Genomic DNA, 18,743 nt, shown 5'->3' with positions numbered 1-18,743 from the left:
AATTCATAATTCGTAATTATTTATTCTTTTCCTCAATCCACTTGCTCATAAATTTTGTAGCCTGTAAGGTTTGATGTTGTAACAAACTTCCAAGAAAATTTTGTGTACGATGTGTTTCAAGGTTTTCTTGGATTTCTTTTATTTTGTTTACAAAAGAAAAAGCTAATTTTTCTTTATCATATATCGAATTGATAATTGCAATTCCTTTTTGTTGAGACTTTTTCCAAAGAATATCATAAGTATATAACTCTATAGCTTTGTTGGCAAACTTCTCAAAATCATTTTCTATAAATCCGTTCCAAGGTAAATTTCCATGCATGCCTTCTGCACCTATTGAAGTAGTAACACTTGGAGTACCACATTCCATTGCTTCTGTTAATTTCCCTTTAATTCCAGCTCCAAAACGAATTGGCGCTAAAACTACTCTAGCATTTTTAACTACTTCGAGCGCATCTTCTGCAAAACCTTTTATAATAAATCCTTCTTTTGGTTTATGCAATTGCTGAATTTGCTGCGTAGCATAGGCTCCGTAAATATGTAATTCTGCCTCTGGTAATTGCTTTCTTATCGTTTTCCAAATTGTTTTTAATTGTAAAACAGCATCGACATTTGGAGCATGAAAAAAGTTACCTATAAACACAAAATGTTTTCGTTCTTCAAACGACTTCCATTTTTTCACTACTTTTTCATCAATTGAATTCAACAAAAAAGGTAAATGATATAGTATAGATTCATCAACTTTAAAAACGTCTTTCAATAACTGCATTTCGTAAGTTGAAATAATCAAACTCATATCACAACGTAAAATAGCAGCGATTTCTCGTTTTGCTTCATCCGAATTCAACAATGCTTCTATAGAAAATTGTTTTCCTTTTTTTAATTGTTGATGGCGTGTTTTACGTAAAAAATGTAAATCTTCTGTATCTAAAACTCGTAAAGCTTCCGGGCAATGTTCAGCTACACGCCAACCAAATTGTTCTTCCATCATAAAACGATCGAACAACACAACATCTGGTTGCTGTTCTTTAATAAAATCATCAAAAGAACTTGAATTCAATTCAATCGATTTCTCCTCAACTCCCAACTCTGCTAAATTTAAAGAGTTTTCAGTTTTTTGGGCAGGTGTTGCAAAAGTAATGGCATAGTTTTGGTTTTTAAAAACATTAAGTAACTGTAACATTCGGTTACCAGCTCCTGTAGTTTTTTCTATCCAAACATATCCAATTATTAAAAGTTGTTGCATTAATTTAGTTCGCTAGCTGCATTTTGTAATCACCTTGTACACTTTTAGCCCAGTTAATTACTTGCTCAACTTCTTCTTTAGTTAAACGAGCATCGGCATGTGTCCAAGTATAAGAATCTAATGGCATTTTTCCTTTTTCTACTTCCTCCCAAACTTCTTCCATTTTATGTTCTTTTCTTTTTAAGGAATAAGTAGCCCATTCAGAAAAATTCAATTCTTCTTTTCCATGGTTTACGTGGTCAGCTAACCAATAGTTAACTGGTGTAATACTACTATACCAAGGATAACGAGTTGAATTACTGTGACAATCAAAACATGCTGTTTTTAATATTTTGTGCACCTGATCATTTGGTTTGGTTTCTTTTATAAAAGCTTCAACTGTAGTTATTTCTCCTTGATTTTTTTCTGGTTGAAAAAACTGCGCTATTACCAATAGTATTAATAATAGTCCTATAATTTTTTTGAAAACTTTCATACAACGAATTTAAGTTTTAAAGATATGAAAACTAAATTTATCGACAAATAATTGTATTTTTGTGCTTCATTATTTATGAAAAAATAAAACACAACTCATGAAATACGATTTAATCGTTATTGGTTCTGGTCCAGGAGGGTACATTGCTGCTATCAGAGCCGCTCAATTAGGTTCTAAAGTTGCTATTATCGAAAAGTACTCAACTTTAGGTGGAACTTGTTTAAATGTTGGATGTATTCCTTCAAAAGCTTTATTAGATTCTTCGCACCATTACTATGATGCAGTAAATCATTTCGAAGAGCATGGTATCTCTGTTGAGAAGCCTTCTTTTGACTTCGGAAAAATGGTAGCTCGTAAAGCAAATGTAGTAGAAACTACTACTGGAGGTATCAAATATTTAATGGATAAAAACAATATTGAGGTTTACGAAGGTTTAGGTTCTTTTGAAGATGCTACACACGTAAAAATCACAAAAAATGATGGTACTGAAGAAGTAATTGAAGGTACTAACATTATAATAGCTACTGGTTCTAAACCATCTTCTTTACCTTTTATTACTATTGATAAAGAGCGTGTAATAACTTCTACTGAAGCTTTAAAACTTCCTGAAGTTCCTAAGCACTTATTAGTTATTGGTGGTGGTGTTATTGGTTTAGAGTTAGGTTCAGTTTATAAGCGTTTAGGTGCTGATGTAACTGTTATCGAGTATGCTCCAACAATTACCCCTACTATGGATAAAGATGTTTCTAAAGAACTTACTAAGGTTTTAAAGAAACAAGGTATGAAAATTAATGCTAGCCACGGTGTAACTTCTGTTGAAAGAAATGGTGACAAAGTTGTGGTAAAAGCTACTAATAAAAAAGGCGAAGAGGTTACTTTTACTGGTGATTACTGTTTAGTTTCAGTAGGTCGTCGTCCGTATACTGAAGGATTAGCTTTAGAAAAAGCGGGTGTTAAAGTTACTGAAAGAGGAATGGTTGAAGTAAATGATCATTTACAAACTAACGTTTCTAATATTTATGCTATTGGTGATGTTGTTCGCGGAGCAATGCTAGCACACAAAGCAGAAGAAGAAGGTGTTGTGGTTGCTGAATATTTAGCTGGACAAAAGCCTCATATCGATTATAACTTAATTCCTGGTATTGTTTACACTTGGCCAGAAGTAGCGGCTGTTGGTAAAACAGAAGATGAATTAAAAGAAGCTAAGGTTGATTACAAAGTTGGAAAATTCTCTATGCGTGCATTAGGTCGTTCTCGTGCAAGTGGAGATTTAGATGGATTTGTAAAAGTATTAGCTGATAAAAATACAGATGAAGTATTAGGAGTTCACATGGTAGGTGCTCGTGTTGCTGACTTAATTATGGAAGCTGCCGTTGCAATGGAATACAGAGCTTCTTCGGAAGATTTAGCTCGTATTTGTCATGGACACCCAACATACTCTGAAGCTATAAAAGAAGCAGCTAAAGCAGCTTGGGATGGTAAACCATTAAACGCTTAATAAAAAGCTTTAAAATATACTTAAAAAGGCAATCTCGTTTGAGGTTGCTTTTTTGTTTTACTTCAATTAACTTCGTTAATATAAAAAACAAGAATTATTCTCTTAAAAGGTATTATAAATTTGACATTGGAAACTATTCATAAATATTTAAAATATATTTCTAACGAATGTGACAGGCACTTAAGAGATAAAGAGGTTAGTTACGATGAAATCAATCAATTGAGTATTGAACTAGAAAGGTTTATTAATATGGTAAATGAGAGTGAACTTCCAAAAGAAACTAAATCTCAAATTAATAAACTATCATTTAAGACTGATAATAAAGATGTTCGGAAAAGCTGGTTTAAAATTTTAATAAATAGTTTGTTATTAAACGATGAATCTCCAACTAATATATCATACTACAATATTCAAAAAAATAGAACAAAAGATCTCAAAAAGTTGAAAAACGATGTTTCTAATTTAAGTTTAAAATTAAAGATGGAATAATATAAAAAAATCCCGAACTAAATAGTTCGGGATTTTTTATTTGTATGACGTTATTTCTTATTGAATTCCGTAGAAAGAACTCATGTTATCTTCAATATCAGACGCTTTTTTAACCGCCTCATACATTTGGAATACTTTGTTTTGTCTTTCAGCAGCAATACGCTTTCTAAAAGTATCGTAGTTAGGTAATGCTGTTGGCTCTTCTTTCTTTTCTACTACAAAAGCAAACACACCTTTATCACCCGCTACATTTTTAACAACTTCATTTTCTTTAGCGTTAATCATTGCTCCTACTACTTTAGGTTCAAAACCTACACCAGAAATAGTTGGTGATTGTAAGTTAACATCAGTTGCTACTCTTACTGATTGACTTGCAGATTTAGCGATTTCTTCTAAAGTAGATCCGCTCATCTTATCTTCAATCATCTTAGCTTTTCTTTCGTTTGTTAAAATAGGACGAACTGTAGCAATTGCCTTATCAACCGGCATTAAGCCTTTCGCTGTTTTAGCTGTTAATACCGCTACGATGTATCCTCCTTCAACATCAAAACGTTTATAGCTTCCTTCTTCAGTTTCTGGTTCAAAAGCCCAAGTAATAATTTGTCTTTCGTTGCCAACACCTGGTACATTTTCATCTAAAGACTTTAACCCTACAGCTGGTAATGAAGTTAAGTTTTTCTCTTTAACTACTTCTTCAAAAGCTTTTCCATTTGCTAATTCTAATGCAAATGTTTCAGCTTTTTGGAATACAGCATCTTCAGTTTCTTCTGAAGCTTCAATCTTACGTCCATAAGTAGCTAATTTTACTACTGGCTGGAAGTTCTTTTGTCCATCTATTTTAATTACGTGGAATCCGAATTGAGACTTTACCACTCCCATATCTCCTGTTTTTCCTTCAAAAACAAAATCTCTAAAAGAAGGTACCATTCTGTTATAAGCAAACCAATCGTAGAATCCACCTTTTTCAGCTGAACCTTGATCTGACGACATTTCTTTAGCTAAATCTGCAAACTTAGACTTATTCGCTTTAACTACCGCTAATAAACTATCAGCCGTTGCCTTTGCTTCTTCTTCTGATTTTACTACTGTAGCATCAGCAGCAGCAGATCCCATAAAAGGAATTAAAATATGACTTGCTTGTGCAGAATCTGGTAATTGTTTTACTTCTGTAATTTTAGATAACTTGAAAAAACCTGCATCTTTGTATGGACCGAAAACATCTCCTTCTTTTCCGTTAAAAATATCCTCAGCGATTACTTGTGGAACTTGAACCTTGAATTTATAGTTAGTATCTAAACCTAAGTCAGAGTTATTTTCTTCTAAAAATTCGTGGTAGTTCGTAGCATTTTTTAATCCTTTTACTGAAGTATTATTTACTTCTGAATCTTCAATTAAACTTGCTACTTCTGCTTTAAGAGCTTCTTCATCTTCAGTTGTTGGCTCAATATTAAACTTAACGAAGTTAATATCTCTTGAAGCCTCTACTTGATAAGCATCTTGATGTTTATTGATATAGTTTTCTATATCACTTTTCTTTAATGTTACTAAACTATCAGCTATAGTTGAATACGGTACGTAAACATACTTTCCTGAAACTTTAGTATTTTCAGTTAGGTATTGAGCCTCTCCTTCTTTTAAAGAAGCACCTAAACCAGCAGCTACTAATTTATCATATGTAGTTTTTTCTATATTGCTTTTTAAAGAAGCCATGTAGTTCTGCCATGCAGCCCATTCTTGACCATTTTCTTCTCTAATGGTAGCTAAATGTTCTTTTAACTTATTTTTATCGAAAATACCCGAAGTTAAAAATCTTGGGTCATTTTGTACATTAGGAGTCTCATATAAAGCATTCATAATATCAGCTTCTCCAACTGTAATTCCTGCTTCTTCTAATTGCTTCTCATAAATTTTTTGACGAATCAAGCTTTCCCAAACTATTTTGGCAGCTTGCATTTCAGAAATTCTATTACCATTTTGTGCTTTATAAGCTTCCAAGGCTTCTGCAAACTCCTGACGAGAAATACTTTCGCCGTTTACTGCACCTATTTCGTTTACCTTATTTGCACTAAAAAAATCTGATATTGTAGAAGGGTCTAATACAAAAGCGAAAAGTGCTAAACCAATTACAAGAATTAAGAACATTGAGCGTTCTCTAATTTTCGATAAAATTGCCATACGTCATTTATTTTATTAACAGTGTGCGAAAATACAATTTCAAAGTAAATAATGCAATGTTTTTTTACGCTGTTTTTGAGGGAGTTCTCTAGAGAAATACTGATATGTTAATCTCCTTTATTCATTACCTTAAAGTAAATATCATCAATTTTAGTGGCACTTACTTTTAGTATTTTTATTTGAAAGTTTTCAATATGTAAAATTTCGTCTTGTTGAGGAATGGTTTCTGTATAATTTAAAATAAAACCTCCTAAAGTCTCATAGGCTTCTTCTTTAGGAATATTTAACCCATACTCTTCGTTTAAATAATCTACTTCTAAACGTGCTGAAAAGTTATATTCGTTTTCACTAATTTTTTCTTCTAACAACTGTTGTGTATCGTGTTCATCCTCTATCTCACCAAACAATTCTTCAACAATATCTTCTACTGTAATAATACCTGAAGTTCCTCCATATTCATCTACAACCACAGCTATGCTTTTACGTTTTTTTATTAAGCCGTTAAGCACATCGTTTATAATCATAGACTCAGGCACAAACTCTACTGGTAATAAAATAGATTTAATTGTTCTCGGTTTTTTAAACAACTCAAAAGCGTTTACATACCCTAAAATATCGTCTAATGAATTCTTATAAACTAATATTTTTGACAAACCAGTGGCAATGAACATTTTTTTCAAATTACTAACTGATTCATGCAAATCTACCGCAACAATTTCTGTTCTAGGTACCATAATTTCACGAGCTTTTACCTTATGAAACTCTAATGCATTTTGAAATATTTGTATTTCTGAATCTACTTCTTCATCATCACTCCCTGCATCTAACTGTTCAGAAATATAATTTCCTAGTTCTTCTTTACTAAACTCAGTTTGAATTTCATCTTCATTTGTTCTGAAAAAAACACGTAAACAAAAATCAGACACTTTGGTAATTACCCATGTAATTCCGTAAAAAAACACATAAAAAACGTATGCAGGAACAGCAAAAAACTTCAAGATTTCATTCGCATAAATTCTAAAAATAGCTTTTGGTAAAAACTCTGCTGTTACTAATATAATTATTGTTGAAATTAGCGTTTGAGTAAGCAAACTAATATCAGATAACACATAATTTACTACTGTATAATCCGAAGGTAAAAACGATTGAAACCATCCCATTAACAACTCTCCCATAAAGTAACTGTACACTACTAAAGCTACATTGTTACCCACGAGCATAGTGGTAATAAACTTGGAAGATTTCTCGGTTAGTTTTGTTAAGATTGTAGGTACTATACCCTCTCGTTTCTTTTCTAACTCTATATGAAGTTTATTTGCCGATATAAAGGCTATTTCCATCCCAGAAAAAAAGGCTGAAAATAGAATAGACACAAAAATAATTACGACCTCAGGCTGCATTAACGTTGTTTATTTCTTTCTTGTACTTTTCTTCTAAAATGTCTTTTAAAAAAGAAAATTAATATGATAAAGATAGCAAAACCAAACATAATAAACGCTTGCTCTTTATCTGAATTCCATTTTAAAATTCCTTCAACAAAAAAGATGATTCCTACAACAAGATATCCGTATTGTAAATATTTCCAAAGTGTGTTCATTATATGTCTTTTTGTGTTGTTTCTATATCTCCTGTAATATCTTTAGCCATCCATTTAGTTAAATCTTCATTAGATTCAAACCCGAAACCGTTAATTATACTTTCAGGTGTAGTAAAACGAAAACCATCTTCGGTAAAGAAATAATGTTCATTTTGATCCCAAAACAACTGATTGGTTTCTAGTTTTGTTTGTTTTGAATGGTTCATAATCACTACATTCCCTCTAATTTCAGACACCTTAGTTTTGTCGAAAGTTAATGCATAATTTCCTGAAATAGTAGTGGAGTCTGTTCCTGTTTTATCAATTGTGATAATTTCTATTCCTTTTGGAAATTCTTTATAAGGATGATCTTTTCTATTAGAAAAATCATAAAACACAGGAGCTTTAGTTTTTGATGTTATTCTACCTGAATCTTTATGCACATGATAAATGTCTACGGCAGAACCTACAGGTAAATTTTTATCAGCTAAAAAATCTCGTACCTCTTTTTTTGAATTAGTACAAGAAAAAAACATTGCCACCAAACAAATGGTAGCAATGTTATTATATATATGTTTTGCTTTTTTAAGCATTACAGTTTATTAAGGTACACGAACAGTTTCTCCAATCCAACATCCTACTCTATAGCTTGCTCCAGAAGCCATACCTTTTTGGAAAATTAATTTTTTAGATGGTACATTCTTTTTATAACTAGAAATATATCTTCCTGCACCACATCCTGGATCTACTTGGTTTGCTTTAATTGCTTTGTTTAAAGCTGCCACATATACCATTCTTTTCTCGAACTCATCACTACCACAAGAGTTTGCACTTCTTTGATATAAGCTTGCAATGAATAAATATGCTTTACCCATATTAGGATTATACTTTAATGCCTCATAAGCTAAAGCTCTTGCTCTGCTTCCGCTAGCACTTTGTGCTTCTCTTAACTTGTACTTAGCCTTTTTAAATGGATCTGTTTCTAAATCGAAAGCTTTCTTTCTCATTTCAGCAGCTCCACTCTTATCTCCATGCTTAGCTAAAACTCCTGCTAAGAAGTTATAAGCATCTGCAGATTGAGTTACTTTAGCATATTCGTTAGCTAACTTTTCAAATAATGGATCAGCTGTACACTCTTTATTATACATTCTTGATACTGCTCTTTTTAACCAAACACCATCTGCTTTCTTAGACTCAAAATCTCTAGAATAGATTGGAATTAATCTTTCACAAGTAGCGATTTTAGAAATTTTAGCATCTAAACCTCCTTCAACTTGACCCAATAATCCTGAGTTAATCGTATAAGCTCTTAAGTTTTTTTTCTCTCTAGCAGTAATAGTCCCTACAGAATCCTTCTCTTGTAATTTTGCTATCTTCTTACTGTAATCTTCTAACTTCTCATCTACAGATTCCATCACATCATCATAGGTATCAAAAACTTTTTGAGGATTTGTATCTTGGTACTTATCTGCTATCATTTGGAAATATCTGAAGATATTTTTTACTCCCATATCTTTAGCTCCAGCCTTATATCCTTTTTCTAAGATTTTAAAGACTTCTTCATCTGACGCCAATTTATTTTCAATTAAAAAATCTGCATAGTCACTGTGTGCTTTTGCTGGATCTGTATCAGGAAAGTTAACTAACCTTGTTTCGTATACTTTCTTAGCTAAAACAGGATCCTTTAAGTTTTCAGCTACTTTAGCCCCATACTTGTAAATATTAATAGATAAACCAGCACAGTTATCTAACAAATATTCTAAATTAGGTTTAGCTTGTGCATATTTTTTGGTAGTCGCATCACCTTTAAAAAGATTGTACTTAATATGGCACTCTTGACTTGCTTGTGCTTTAACTCCATTTACGGCTACAAACAAAAATAATCCTGTTAGTAAATACGTAATTTTTTTCATCATTATCGGTTTTTGTTAATCTATTTTATTCTTGTGGAACCAATTAATATCGTTCAAAGATAAACTTAATCTTACGTTAAAATAGTTCTCTTTTATTAAGTTATTGTTAGTTGTTCCTCTTTGACCATACTCAAAGCCTAGGTTTAGGTTTGATAACTGTCTTGGTAATGGTAACCCTAAACCAACATTTATGCCAAAGTCTTTTACTGCTTCAAAATTATCTGTTGTTTTCACTAATAGTCCAGTGTCTTCTATACGCAAACCTGCTCTGTACGTTACTCTATCCCAGTAACTCGAAATAGAATTTATTTTTGGAATATAATACCCTCCTATAGAAAACTTGCTTGAATCATCATATTTATGAGATTGGCCATCTGCTATAAAAACACTATTACTTCCTAAGGCACTTTGAAATTGTTGATTAACTCCTACATACCATTTATTTTCTTTTCCTAAACCTATGCCATATACACTTTTTAATGGCACATTAATATTTCCTGTTAAAGACCTATTAAAAATTTCTTCTCTAGGTACTTCTTGATTTGAATTATTAAATGATAATGAATACATTTTTTCAGAACCTTTAACAGATAAATCTGTCGACAATGTAAAAGAAGCCCCTGCAGACAACTGCAATTTGTTTTTTAATTCCGTTTTATATTGTGTTCCTAACTTAAACTGTCCACCTCTTACATTAAAAGATTCTTCATGCTTAGTTGCTAATGCTACATTGGCTCTCTGATTTAAAACACTATTTTCTATGTTTCCAAAAATAAAACCTGCTTCTACACCTAAAGACAAACCTTTATATGCATAAATACCGTAACTAGCATATATTTTGTTAGCTCCTCCTTCTCCGTTAAACAATGTAACATCTTCTAGATTACTATCATCAAACAAAGAATACCCTACAGATGAAAACGGTTGTAACCCAACAGAAACACCGGCTTTCTTTCCTACAGGAAAACCAAGTGCTATATACCTTAAATTCGTTGAATTCCCTGTTTGAGACTCATTTCCTTCTTTTACTGTTAAAAATGTCAAACTACCTCCTATTGCATAAGTAGCTGCTCTTAAATCAGCATTTGCTGCTGGGTTTATAAAATTTAAGTGTTGATTGTTTTTCATCGCTACACCAATTCCCCCCATAGAAGCTTGCTCAACTGTTACTGCTTCAAAATTCTCTCCTATTCCAAAGTAAGAGTATGGTGAAGCACTGTTTTTTTGTGCTAGTATTGCTGTTGTAGTAAATACAAAAGCTCCTAATATTAATCTCTTAATCATTCGCTAAGTTATGTGTCAAAATAGTATGTAATCCTTCCAAAACAAAATTTGGATGGGCAAATATGACACTTTTTAATTGTTTTGACAAAAAATATGTATCCCCTCCTGTTAAAACTACTGTTAAATCTGAATACTTTTTTTGATATTGTTTAATTATTCCGTCAATTTCTTTAGATATTCCATTAATAACCCCCGAATGTATTGAAGTATTTGTATCAACTCCAATAAAACTTTCAAGTTTACTAGGTTCTAACAAAGGTAATTTAGCCGTAAATTCATGTAATGCTTTGTACCTCATTTGGATACCTGGTGAGATAGCTCCTCCTAAATATTCTCCTTTTTTTGTAACAAAATCATAAGTAATACAAGTACCTGCATCTAGCACCAATACATTTTTATTAGGATACATTTTTACCGCTGCAGAAGCTAATGCAATTCTATCTACTCCTAATGTTTTTGGTGTTTTATATTTATTAACAAAGGGAACTTTTGTTTCAGAATTTAAAAAAACAGGATTCAATAATGCTTCAACTCTTGTCTTCACTTTTTCAGAAAAAGTAGTTACTGATGACACAATACTATTAGATATTGAATATTTTGAAATTATTTTTTCGAGTTCAGGAATAATATTAGTTTTCTCAAAAACAAAAACCTCTTTTAGGGTATCTATTTCAAAGACAGCTACTTTAACTCGTGTATTACCAGCATCAATGATTAAGTACATATTACATTTCTTAGAGGACGTAAATTTACGTTACATTTTTTTAAAGTTTTTACTTTGTATAATTAAAAAACGATTGTATATTTGCATCCGCTTAACGAAAGTAGCAACTGGTGCCTTAGCTCAGTTGGTAGAGCAAAGGACTGAAAATCCTTGTGTCCCTGGTTCGATTCCTGGAGGCACCACAATAAAACTCGTAGCGCAAGTTGCGAGTTTTATTTTAAAGATGTTACTTTTAAAAGCAAACTGGTGCCTTAGCTCAGTTGGTAGAGCAAAGGACTGAAAATCCTTGTGTCCCTGGTTCGATTCCTGGAGGCACCACGATAAAAACCCGAACAAATTTGTTCGGGTTTTTTAGTATTATTAATCTTAATTTCAATTACACAACTTATAAAGCCCCTAATTTATCTATTAACTCTTCTCTTTTACTTATGTGTAATTTTTCGTAGATGTTACGTGTATGTGTTTTAATTGTATTAATCGACAAGCTTAAATCTTCTGCAATCATTGCATAACTTTTTCCTTTAGCTAATAATTTCACAACTTCGTTCTCTCTCACTGTCAATTCTTTATACTTAGGAACTTGAAAATATGCTATCACCTTTCGAGCTATATTTCCACTCATGGGCGAACCTCCATTTTTAATTTGTTTTAGAGCGTTTATCAATTCTTCTGGACTTGTATTTTTTGTCAAGTAACCAATCGCTCCAGCTGATAATGCCTCAAAAATATAATCAGAGTCTTCATACACAGAAATTACCATACTTTTTGCTTCTGGATTTTGATAGTGAAATCTTTTTACTCCTTCAATACCATTAATCCCTGGTAACTTTATATCGATTAAAACAATATCTGGTTCATTAGTTTTACAATACAAAAGCGCATCCTCACAATTAGAAAAGGCACCTATTACAGCAAACTCATTAGAAGAGTTCACTATTTCTTTAAAAGAAATTAATAAACTTTCATTATCCTCAATAATTACTACTTTTTTCATCTTATCTATCAATATTCCCTTTAAACCAAACATTAAAACCATTTATTGTTTTAAAACTCAATTCTCCATTAATTAACTTAATTCTCTCTTGCATATTTCGCAAGCCATTCTTCCTAATAACAGATTCTAAATCAACTCCAACACCATTATCTTCTAATTTAATTTCTAACATATTCTGATTTAAATGTACTGAAAACAAAACTTCAGTAGCCTTGCTATGCTTTAAGGTATTTGTCATGGCTTCTTTAAACACTAGCACCAATTGTTTATTCCAATAATGTGGTAGTGTTACATCTAATTTTGCAACATTGTTTGTACTCTTAAAATTGATACTAGAATATTCAAATAGTTTTTCGCCAAAGTCATTCAAATACATTTGAACTTCTCTTAACCTGTTATTCTTATAATCTAAAGACCACACAAAATCTCGCATTCCTAAATATAAGAAGTTAGCATCTTTATTAATTTGATGTAAACTAGGATATAAATTACTTTCTTTTTCTGTTTTTTTAAGTGATAAATTAGACAACATAGAGATACTTGCTAATTTATTCCCTAGATCATCATGAAAATCTTGCGCTATTTGATGGCGTACATTTCTCAAATCTTCTTGTAATTTTTCTCTTTCATGAATTGTTTTTTGAAAAATTTTATTCTTTTTTCGAGCTTTCACAAGCTGATTATAAACCAATAATACTATGATACTTGAGCTACTAAGAATACATAAAACATAAAACCACAATTGCTTATACCAAGCTTTTGCTATTTTAAATTTATATGGTTGTGTATAGCTCCAATCACTTAAACCATCTTTATATCTAAAAACTAGATTATAGTTATCTTCATTTAAATTTTTAAACTCTAATTTAGAATCCGAAGTTTCTTTCCATTTATCTTCATTTAATTTATATTGAATTTTAACTGTACTAGGATTTACAAAGTTTATCGTTTCTACATTAAAACCTGTATATTGTTGACTTACTTTCAAATAAGTATATGATTGCTTTTTGAAAGGATGTAAATTATCAAACATAAATAACCCTTTATTACCGGCAGCATATAGATAATTATTAAACTCTGTTATTTTTTTTACCGAAAGCGATTTTTGTCCTAAGTTCTTATCAATACTGTAAAAATTGCCATCTTTTAAAACATTTAATCCTTTTTGAGTTGCTACCCAAAGAATATTATGCACATCTACAAAAAGGTCGTTTATATGATTACTTAACAACCCATTTCTTACGGTGTATTGAATAACATCATTATTTGATACTTTATACACTCCATTATTGGCTGCTACCCAAAGAGAATTTCCCTTTTCTTCTATATCAATAAACATATTAGCATCAATCCCTAAGCTTTTAGTCCAGTTTATTAATTCACCTGTTATCACATTTAACCTAAAGATTCCTAAACGTCCAAATACAGCATAAATGTAATTTTTATGCTGAATTGCATTATGTATAAATGATTCTTTTAATGTATGAAACTCTCCTTTATTAATTATTTTATTATTTTCTTTTATAACAAAAGAAAAACCAGTTATAGCAACTGTTTTATTAGAAAACTTAAAATAAAACTGATTATGACTTTTATTAACCACATTGTAAAGCCCTAATCTTTCCTTGTAACTTTCATCTAATTTATTAGGAATTATTACGCTTATTTCTTTTTCATTTTGAATCTGGAAAGTTTCTGTATGAAAAGGAATTCTTTTTGAAATAACTACAGTATCATTTTCAATAGCATATATAATGTTAGGTGCTATAGTTATTATATTATCACCTAAAAAAGCTATATCTCTTAAATCTGGATTAAAAAAATAACTAGCATCGTAAAAACTATTATTTGTATTTAGTATTTGATACACCCCACTTCCATATGTAGTAAACCAAAGATTCCCTTTTTTATCAAACAAAAAGTCTGATATGGAACTTTTTATTGTTAACTTATCAGAAATATTTGTTATAAAATTATTTCGAATATCATAAGTATACAACTCTCTTAAACCATTATCTTTATTTATGAAAACAAAATACAGTTTACCTTGATGCAACTGCATTTGTATTATTTTTCCTTTTGGTAATTTTAGTTTTCTTTTTTCAAGGAACTTAGTCCCATCATAAAAAAATAGAGTAGTATAAGAGGCTAGCACAAAATAATCGTTCTTTTCAGTAATGGAATGTAGGCAAAGATTATCTGTTCCGTTAAAACTTACTTTTTTATAATTCTTACCATCAAAAGTATAAAGTCCTTTTACTTGATTTTCTGTAGCAATATTCAACTCAGAATCAAACACGTATAATTTATCTTTAATAAACTCACAATTAACATCGCGAATTTGCTTTTTAAAGTTGTTGGTATCTTTTAAAACTAATTGTTGGTTCTCATAACCTAAAAAACGAGAATATGTTTTATGAGTATTTAAATTATATAACACTTGCCTGTTCGATACACTAACAGAATACACTAACGTATCATTTAGCTTGTAAAGTTTATTTATTTTTGAATAATCTTTAGCTAAAAGTTCCTTTTTAAAAACGCTATCGTTTTTCAATACATGCATTCCTCTACCCCAAGTAGCTATTAAAAATTGTTTGTTTTTTACATCTTCAACAACATCAATAACAAAGTTTGAGTTTAACCCTTTCTCACTTCCAAAAGTTGTAAATGTTTCACCATTAAACTTTACCAAGCCATCATCGGTACCAATCCAAATATAACCCTGAGAATCTTGAATAATTTGGTACGTTGTATCGTGCGGTAAACCTTGTTCTGTAGTATAATGCTTATAAACATTGTTTTGGGCACTAAGTTTCATTCCCAAAAAAAGAGAAAACACAAAACACCAAACAAAACAACTTTTTACAGCTTTCATTTCACAAAAATAGGAAGGCAAATATCGATAAAAATAACGTTTTAAAAATCACCCTTTTTGGGTGAACTCTAGCCTAACCAACAAAATTTCACTAATTAATACTTATGTTAATTCAATTATTTAGCACAATTTACTATCCTTATAACTAGTTTGACTAAATAAATTCAAAATCTAATGAATTGAATAGAATTTATAAAAAATACTTTTTAATCTAAATTAAAAACAAAAAAGAGGTGATTAAATCACCTCTTTTTACTTTTAAATAATTATTTTTTTTATGGACAAGCAGTATAACTATAACTAGCAGTATCGTCTTTATACCATTTTGTGGTATCTATTAAAAAACGAGCTTCTACTTGAATACATGTTAAATTAGGACATGTCTGACTGTTAAAACTAGAAATATTACCATTATTACCGTTCGCTAAGTTTACTTTTTCTAGCTTACTATTATTATAAATAATCACATCAACTAATAACGGGTTTTTAGATAAATCTATAGAAGTTATTTCGCTATTCTCAGTAAATCTAAATACCTTCAATTTATCAATTTTTGAAACATCTATTGTTGCTAATTTGTTTTGAGATAAGTATATCCCTTCTAAACTAGAGCTTGTTGGAAAGGTAACAGATGTAAGTTGATTATTAGCTGCTTTTAAAGTTTTTAACAATTCATTGTTACTAAGACTTAAGCTTGTTAAAAAGTTAGCACCACAAGACAAATAAATCATTTTTAAGTTATTTGAAACATCTAATGATGTTAGTTTGTTATTTAAAAGCTCTAAACTAATTAACTCTGTATTGTTATTAAGGTTTAATGATGTAAGTTTATTAGTTCTAACATAAAGTAACTCTAATAGTGAATTTTTAGTTACATCAAGTTCGCTAATACTGTTTCTTCTTAATACCAAACTTTTTAAGTTTACATTTTGAGTAACATCTATACTTGTTAAGTTATTATCTGATAAATCTATATATTCTAATTCAACATTATTTGCAACATTAATACTCGTAATAGCGTTGTTGTAACCAACAAGTTTTTTCAATTTAGTACAAGTTGTAATATTCAAATTTTCTATACCACTATAGTGAATAAGTAGCTCTTCTAGAAGAATATTTTTAGATACATCTAAGTTTTTTAATGTATTACCATAAATAGCTAGCTTTTTTAGTTTTACATTTTTAGACAAATCGACACTTGTTAGTTTATTATCAAAAGCCCATAACGCAGATATATTGGTGAAATACTCAATACCAGTTAAGTCTCCAATATTTTTTCCACCTACGTTTAACAACTCACTATAAGCCTCTGCTTCACTTACCTGAATTTCAGAATCTCTGTTAGTATTTATTAAATTGTTTCTTACTAAGGCTTGTTTAAAATTAGCATCTGGTATATTTACTACTGTATCTTCAACAACATCGGTAACTTTAATGGTAATTTCTGCTGATGCCGTCATAGCCCCGTCAGAAACTTCAACTGTTAGTTTATGTTCGATTTTAGTCTCATAATCTAACTTTTTCCCTTCTTTTAAGTATAAGTCTCCACCTGCAGACAAGCTGAATAAATTATCAGTATCTTCTTTTATAACAAAACTTAAACTTGTTCCTGCATTTGAATCTGTAGCTACAACTTTTCCTATAAGATTTGCATAGGTAATATCTTCTGCTACTGTAAATGTTTGGCTTTCTATTACTGGTGCCTCATTTTCATATACATCGGTAATATTAATTGTAATTTCTGCTGTGGCAGATTTATCTCCATCTGTTACTTCTACCGTAATTTTATGACTCGTTTTTGTTTCATAATCTAAACTTTTATCTGCAGCTACACTTAAAGCTCCACTTTCTGAAATTTGAAACAAATTAGCATCGTTTTCTTTAATACTAAAAACCAATTCGTCTTCATCAACATCGGTAGCAACTACATCCGCAAACTTTTGGCTACTAGTAGTGTTTTCTGGAATATGAAAAACTTGATTTTTAATAACAGGAGCTATGTTTATTTCTTCTTCCTTTTTATCGCATGAGGTTAACATTATTAGTGCTAACGGCAATACTTTTACGTAATTTTTAATTCTCATTTTATTTTATTGCTTTTAACTTAAAAATTTGAGCGCAAAACTAAATGTTAAAATAAAGTAGTACTTCACCCAAAAAGGGTGATATTTTTAAGTTTTATAAAAGCTCTAAAAATCAATCTATAAAAAATCACCCTTTTTGGGTGAATGCTAATTAAACCAACGAATATAGTTTTGTAAAAAATATTTTAATTCAATAAAAATGAAAAAACTAACATCGTTATTAGCAATATTATTTTTCGCCACTTACTACTCATGTAGCAAAGACACTACCGAAGATTTAACACCTAAAACTGATGATATTTACATATTACAAAACACTTACAAAGGCCCTAAAGAAAATGGTGTAATTCAACTATATAAAAACGGTGCCTTTACTGATATTACTAATAAAGAAAATGACTCTTGGGGCATCGGAATGTATATAAACAATAACGATGTTTATATTTTGGGAACCGAAAAAGTTGAAGGCAGTGAAGAAAAAACTAAAGTTTGGAAAAACGGACAAGAACTATCGTTACCAATAAACTCAAATATACATGACATAGCTATTTCTGGTTCAGACGTATATCTATTATACAGAGAGTATATTAATAAAACATCTAAAATAGTATTATATAAAAACAACCAACCTATAAACATAACTGATGGTACAAACGATGCCACACCTACAAAAATAAAAGTTGTTGGATCTGACATCTACATTTTAGGGACTGTATTTGATGGCAACCATTATGTAGTAACAGTCTGGAAAAACGGTGTGGCAACTAATATAACCGATGGTAGTTATAATGCTTTTTCTAACGATTTAGTTGTTAACAATAACGAAGTTTATGTGTTAGGTCGTGAATACAACGGAACTACTTACTTACCAAAACTGTGGAAAAATGGAAATGAAGTACCTAACTTTATAAACGATCAATTTTTTAGACCTGTTAGCTTGTTTGTAAAGAATGATAACATGTATGTAACTGGTAATTTTGTAAAAGATGCTATTAGAACAGCAGAACTATGGAAAAATGGCGAGGTAATTAACATAGGAGGCGCCATTAATCATTCGTTCGTCAGTAATGTTTTTGTAAAAAACAACAAAGTATATGTAAGTTATCATGAAGCTAATCAATTTAAAAAGTTTGCTTCTAAACTTTGGCTTGACGGTGAAAAAACAGACATATCTGATGGAAGTACTGATACATATTCTCAAAAAATTATAGTAAAATAACCTGCTTTATTTTAACTATTTCATAAATCATCTCTGTTGTATTTTATTAAATTGTGATTAATTAGCCGTAATACTTTATAAGGGTAAAAGTATTACAATTTTTAAAGCTCATTTCTTTAACAGAATGAGCTTTATTTATTTTAAAATCACCCTTTTAAGGTGAGTTTCAACATTTAAAAATCAAGTATTTT

The 18,743-nt window shown here is 30.5% G+C and carries 15 protein-coding genes and 2 tRNA genes; 5 read left to right on the top strand and 12 right to left on the bottom strand.

Annotation, left to right across the window (positions count from 1 at the left end; genetic code table 11):
- Nucleotides 1-16 precede the first annotated feature (16 nt).
- Both N534_RS0100190 and N534_RS0100185 read right to left on the bottom strand, forming a co-directional pair.
- Nucleotides 17-1,243, bottom strand: a complete 1,227-nt coding sequence (locus N534_RS0100190; protein WP_028890548.1) for a glycosyltransferase — start codon at nucleotides 1,241-1,243, stop codon at nucleotides 17-19.
- A 4-nt stretch (nucleotides 1,244-1,247) separates the two neighbouring features.
- Nucleotides 1,248-1,718, bottom strand: coding sequence for a heme-binding domain-containing protein (locus tag N534_RS0100185; RefSeq protein WP_028890547.1), 471 nt, complete (start codon nucleotides 1,716-1,718; stop codon nucleotides 1,248-1,250).
- 97 nt (nucleotides 1,719-1,815) lie between these two features.
- Between N534_RS0100185 and lpdA the strand changes: the two genes are divergently transcribed.
- Together lpdA and N534_RS0100175 are read left to right on the top strand one after the other, a co-directional pair.
- Nucleotides 1,816-3,216, top strand: a complete 1,401-nt coding sequence (gene lpdA, locus N534_RS0100180; protein ID WP_028890546.1) for a dihydrolipoyl dehydrogenase — start codon at nucleotides 1,816-1,818, stop codon at nucleotides 3,214-3,216.
- Between the two features lie 126 nt (nucleotides 3,217-3,342).
- Nucleotides 3,343-3,705, top strand: a complete 363-nt coding sequence (locus tag N534_RS0100175; protein ID WP_028890545.1) for a hypothetical protein — start codon at nucleotides 3,343-3,345, stop codon at nucleotides 3,703-3,705.
- Between the two features lie 57 nt (nucleotides 3,706-3,762).
- Here the strand turns inward: N534_RS0100175 and N534_RS0100170 are convergent, their stop codons facing one another.
- The 7 genes from N534_RS0100170 to N534_RS0100140 form a co-directional block, all read right to left on the bottom strand.
- Nucleotides 3,763-5,880, bottom strand: coding sequence for a peptidylprolyl isomerase (locus N534_RS0100170; protein ID WP_028890544.1), 2,118 nt, complete (start codon nucleotides 5,878-5,880; stop codon nucleotides 3,763-3,765).
- Between the two features lie 107 nt (nucleotides 5,881-5,987).
- Nucleotides 5,988-7,280, bottom strand: coding sequence for a hemolysin family protein (locus N534_RS0100165; RefSeq protein ID WP_028890543.1), 1,293 nt, complete (start codon nucleotides 7,278-7,280; stop codon nucleotides 5,988-5,990).
- Nucleotides 7,280-7,477 (bottom strand): hypothetical protein, encoded by a 198-nt coding sequence (locus tag N534_RS0100160; protein WP_028890542.1) that lies wholly within the window; start codon nucleotides 7,475-7,477, stop codon nucleotides 7,280-7,282. Before N534_RS0100160 ends, N534_RS0100165 begins: the two co-directional genes overlap by 1 nt.
- On the bottom strand, nucleotides 7,477-8,049 hold the full coding sequence (gene lptC, locus N534_RS0100155; protein WP_038005123.1) for an LPS export ABC transporter periplasmic protein LptC: 573 nt from the start codon (nucleotides 8,047-8,049) through the stop codon (nucleotides 7,477-7,479). Before lptC ends, N534_RS0100160 begins: the two co-directional genes overlap by 1 nt.
- A gap of 9 nt (nucleotides 8,050-8,058) precedes the next feature.
- Nucleotides 8,059-9,372 (bottom strand): M48 family metallopeptidase, encoded by a 1,314-nt coding sequence (locus N534_RS0100150; RefSeq protein ID WP_231517287.1) that lies wholly within the window; start codon nucleotides 9,370-9,372, stop codon nucleotides 8,059-8,061.
- A 12-nt stretch (nucleotides 9,373-9,384) separates the two neighbouring features.
- Nucleotides 9,385-10,653, bottom strand: a complete 1,269-nt coding sequence (locus tag N534_RS0100145) for a hypothetical protein (protein ID WP_028890539.1) — start codon at nucleotides 10,651-10,653, stop codon at nucleotides 9,385-9,387.
- The gene (locus tag N534_RS0100140) at nucleotides 10,646-11,377 is read right to left on the bottom strand and encodes a type III pantothenate kinase (protein ID WP_028890538.1); all 732 of its coding nucleotides are present in this window, start codon (nucleotides 11,375-11,377) and stop codon (nucleotides 10,646-10,648) included. The genes N534_RS0100145 and N534_RS0100140 overlap by 8 nt, the downstream gene beginning before the upstream one ends.
- A 109-nt stretch (nucleotides 11,378-11,486) precedes the next feature.
- Between N534_RS0100140 and N534_RS0100135 the strand changes: the two genes are divergently transcribed.
- Nucleotides 11,487-11,559: transfer RNA gene (locus N534_RS0100135), tRNA-Phe, on the top strand.
- A 63-nt stretch (nucleotides 11,560-11,622) separates the two neighbouring features.
- A tRNA-Phe gene (locus tag N534_RS0100130) sits at nucleotides 11,623-11,695 on the top strand.
- A 67-nt stretch (nucleotides 11,696-11,762) separates the two neighbouring features.
- On the opposite strand, the gene N534_RS0100125 is transcribed toward N534_RS0100130, so the two are convergent.
- From N534_RS0100125 to N534_RS0100115, 3 genes are all read right to left on the bottom strand, one after another.
- Entirely contained in the window at nucleotides 11,763-12,371 is a 609-nt protein-coding gene (locus tag N534_RS0100125; RefSeq protein ID WP_038005301.1) for a response regulator transcription factor, read from the bottom strand.
- Nucleotide 12,372: 1 nt separating this feature from the next.
- Nucleotides 12,373-15,192 (bottom strand): two-component regulator propeller domain-containing protein, encoded by a 2,820-nt coding sequence (locus N534_RS0100120; protein WP_197017686.1) that lies wholly within the window; start codon nucleotides 15,190-15,192, stop codon nucleotides 12,373-12,375.
- 332 nt (nucleotides 15,193-15,524) lie between these two features.
- A complete protein-coding gene (locus tag N534_RS0100115) occupies nucleotides 15,525-17,333 on the bottom strand; it encodes a cadherin repeat domain-containing protein (RefSeq protein ID WP_028890535.1) in 1,809 nt (602 codons plus the stop codon).
- 199 nt (nucleotides 17,334-17,532) lie between these two features.
- On the opposite strand from N534_RS0100115, the gene N534_RS0100110 reads away from it, so the two are divergent.
- Complete coding sequence (locus N534_RS0100110; RefSeq protein WP_028890534.1) at nucleotides 17,533-18,552, top strand: hypothetical protein; 1,020 nt, start codon at nucleotides 17,533-17,535, stop codon at nucleotides 18,550-18,552.
- Nucleotides 18,553-18,743 lie beyond the last annotated feature (191 nt).

Source organism: Tenacibaculum sp. 47A_GOM-205m, assembly GCF_000518405.1.
Lineage (GTDB): Bacteria > Bacteroidota > Bacteroidia > Flavobacteriales > Flavobacteriaceae > Polaribacter > Polaribacter lutimaris.
Note: the sequence above shows the minus strand (reverse complement) of the source record. Positions and strands in the feature narration are given on the sequence as shown.

Excerpts from the sequence above, each read along its gene's own strand:
- N534_RS0100190 (WP_028890548.1), bottom strand. The coding sequence starts at position 1,243 with ATGCAACAACTTTTAATAATTGGATATGTTTGGATAGAAAAAACTACA.
- N534_RS0100185 (WP_028890547.1), bottom strand. The coding sequence starts at position 1,718 with ATGAAAGTTTTCAAAAAAATTATAGGACTATTATTAATACTATTGGTA.
- lpdA (WP_028890546.1), top strand. The coding sequence starts at position 1,816 with ATGAAATACGATTTAATCGTTATTGGTTCTGGTCCAGGAGGGTACATT.
- N534_RS0100170 (WP_028890544.1), bottom strand. The coding sequence starts at position 5,880 with ATGGCAATTTTATCGAAAATTAGAGAACGCTCAATGTTCTTAATTCTT.
- N534_RS0100165 (WP_028890543.1), bottom strand. The coding sequence starts at position 7,280 with ATGCAGCCTGAGGTCGTAATTATTTTTGTGTCTATTCTATTTTCAGCC.
- N534_RS0100160 (WP_028890542.1), bottom strand. The coding sequence starts at position 7,477 with ATGAACACACTTTGGAAATATTTACAATACGGATATCTTGTTGTAGGA.
- lptC (WP_038005123.1), bottom strand. The coding sequence starts at position 8,049 with ATGCTTAAAAAAGCAAAACATATATATAATAACATTGCTACCATTTGT.
- N534_RS0100150 (WP_231517287.1), bottom strand. The coding sequence starts at position 9,372 with ATGATGAAAAAAATTACGTATTTACTAACAGGATTATTTTTGTTTGTA.
- N534_RS0100145 (WP_028890539.1), bottom strand. The coding sequence starts at position 10,653 with ATGATTAAGAGATTAATATTAGGAGCTTTTGTATTTACTACAACAGCA.
- N534_RS0100140 (WP_028890538.1), bottom strand. The coding sequence starts at position 11,377 with ATGTACTTAATCATTGATGCTGGTAATACACGAGTTAAAGTAGCTGTC.
- N534_RS0100125 (WP_038005301.1), bottom strand. The coding sequence starts at position 12,371 with ATGAAAAAAGTAGTAATTATTGAGGATAATGAAAGTTTATTAATTTCT.
- N534_RS0100120 (WP_197017686.1), bottom strand. The coding sequence starts at position 15,192 with ATGAAACTTAGTGCCCAAAACAATGTTTATAAGCATTATACTACAGAA.
- N534_RS0100115 (WP_028890535.1), bottom strand. The coding sequence starts at position 17,333 with ATGAGAATTAAAAATTACGTAAAAGTATTGCCGTTAGCACTAATAATG.
- N534_RS0100110 (WP_028890534.1), top strand. The coding sequence starts at position 17,533 with ATGAAAAAACTAACATCGTTATTAGCAATATTATTTTTCGCCACTTAC.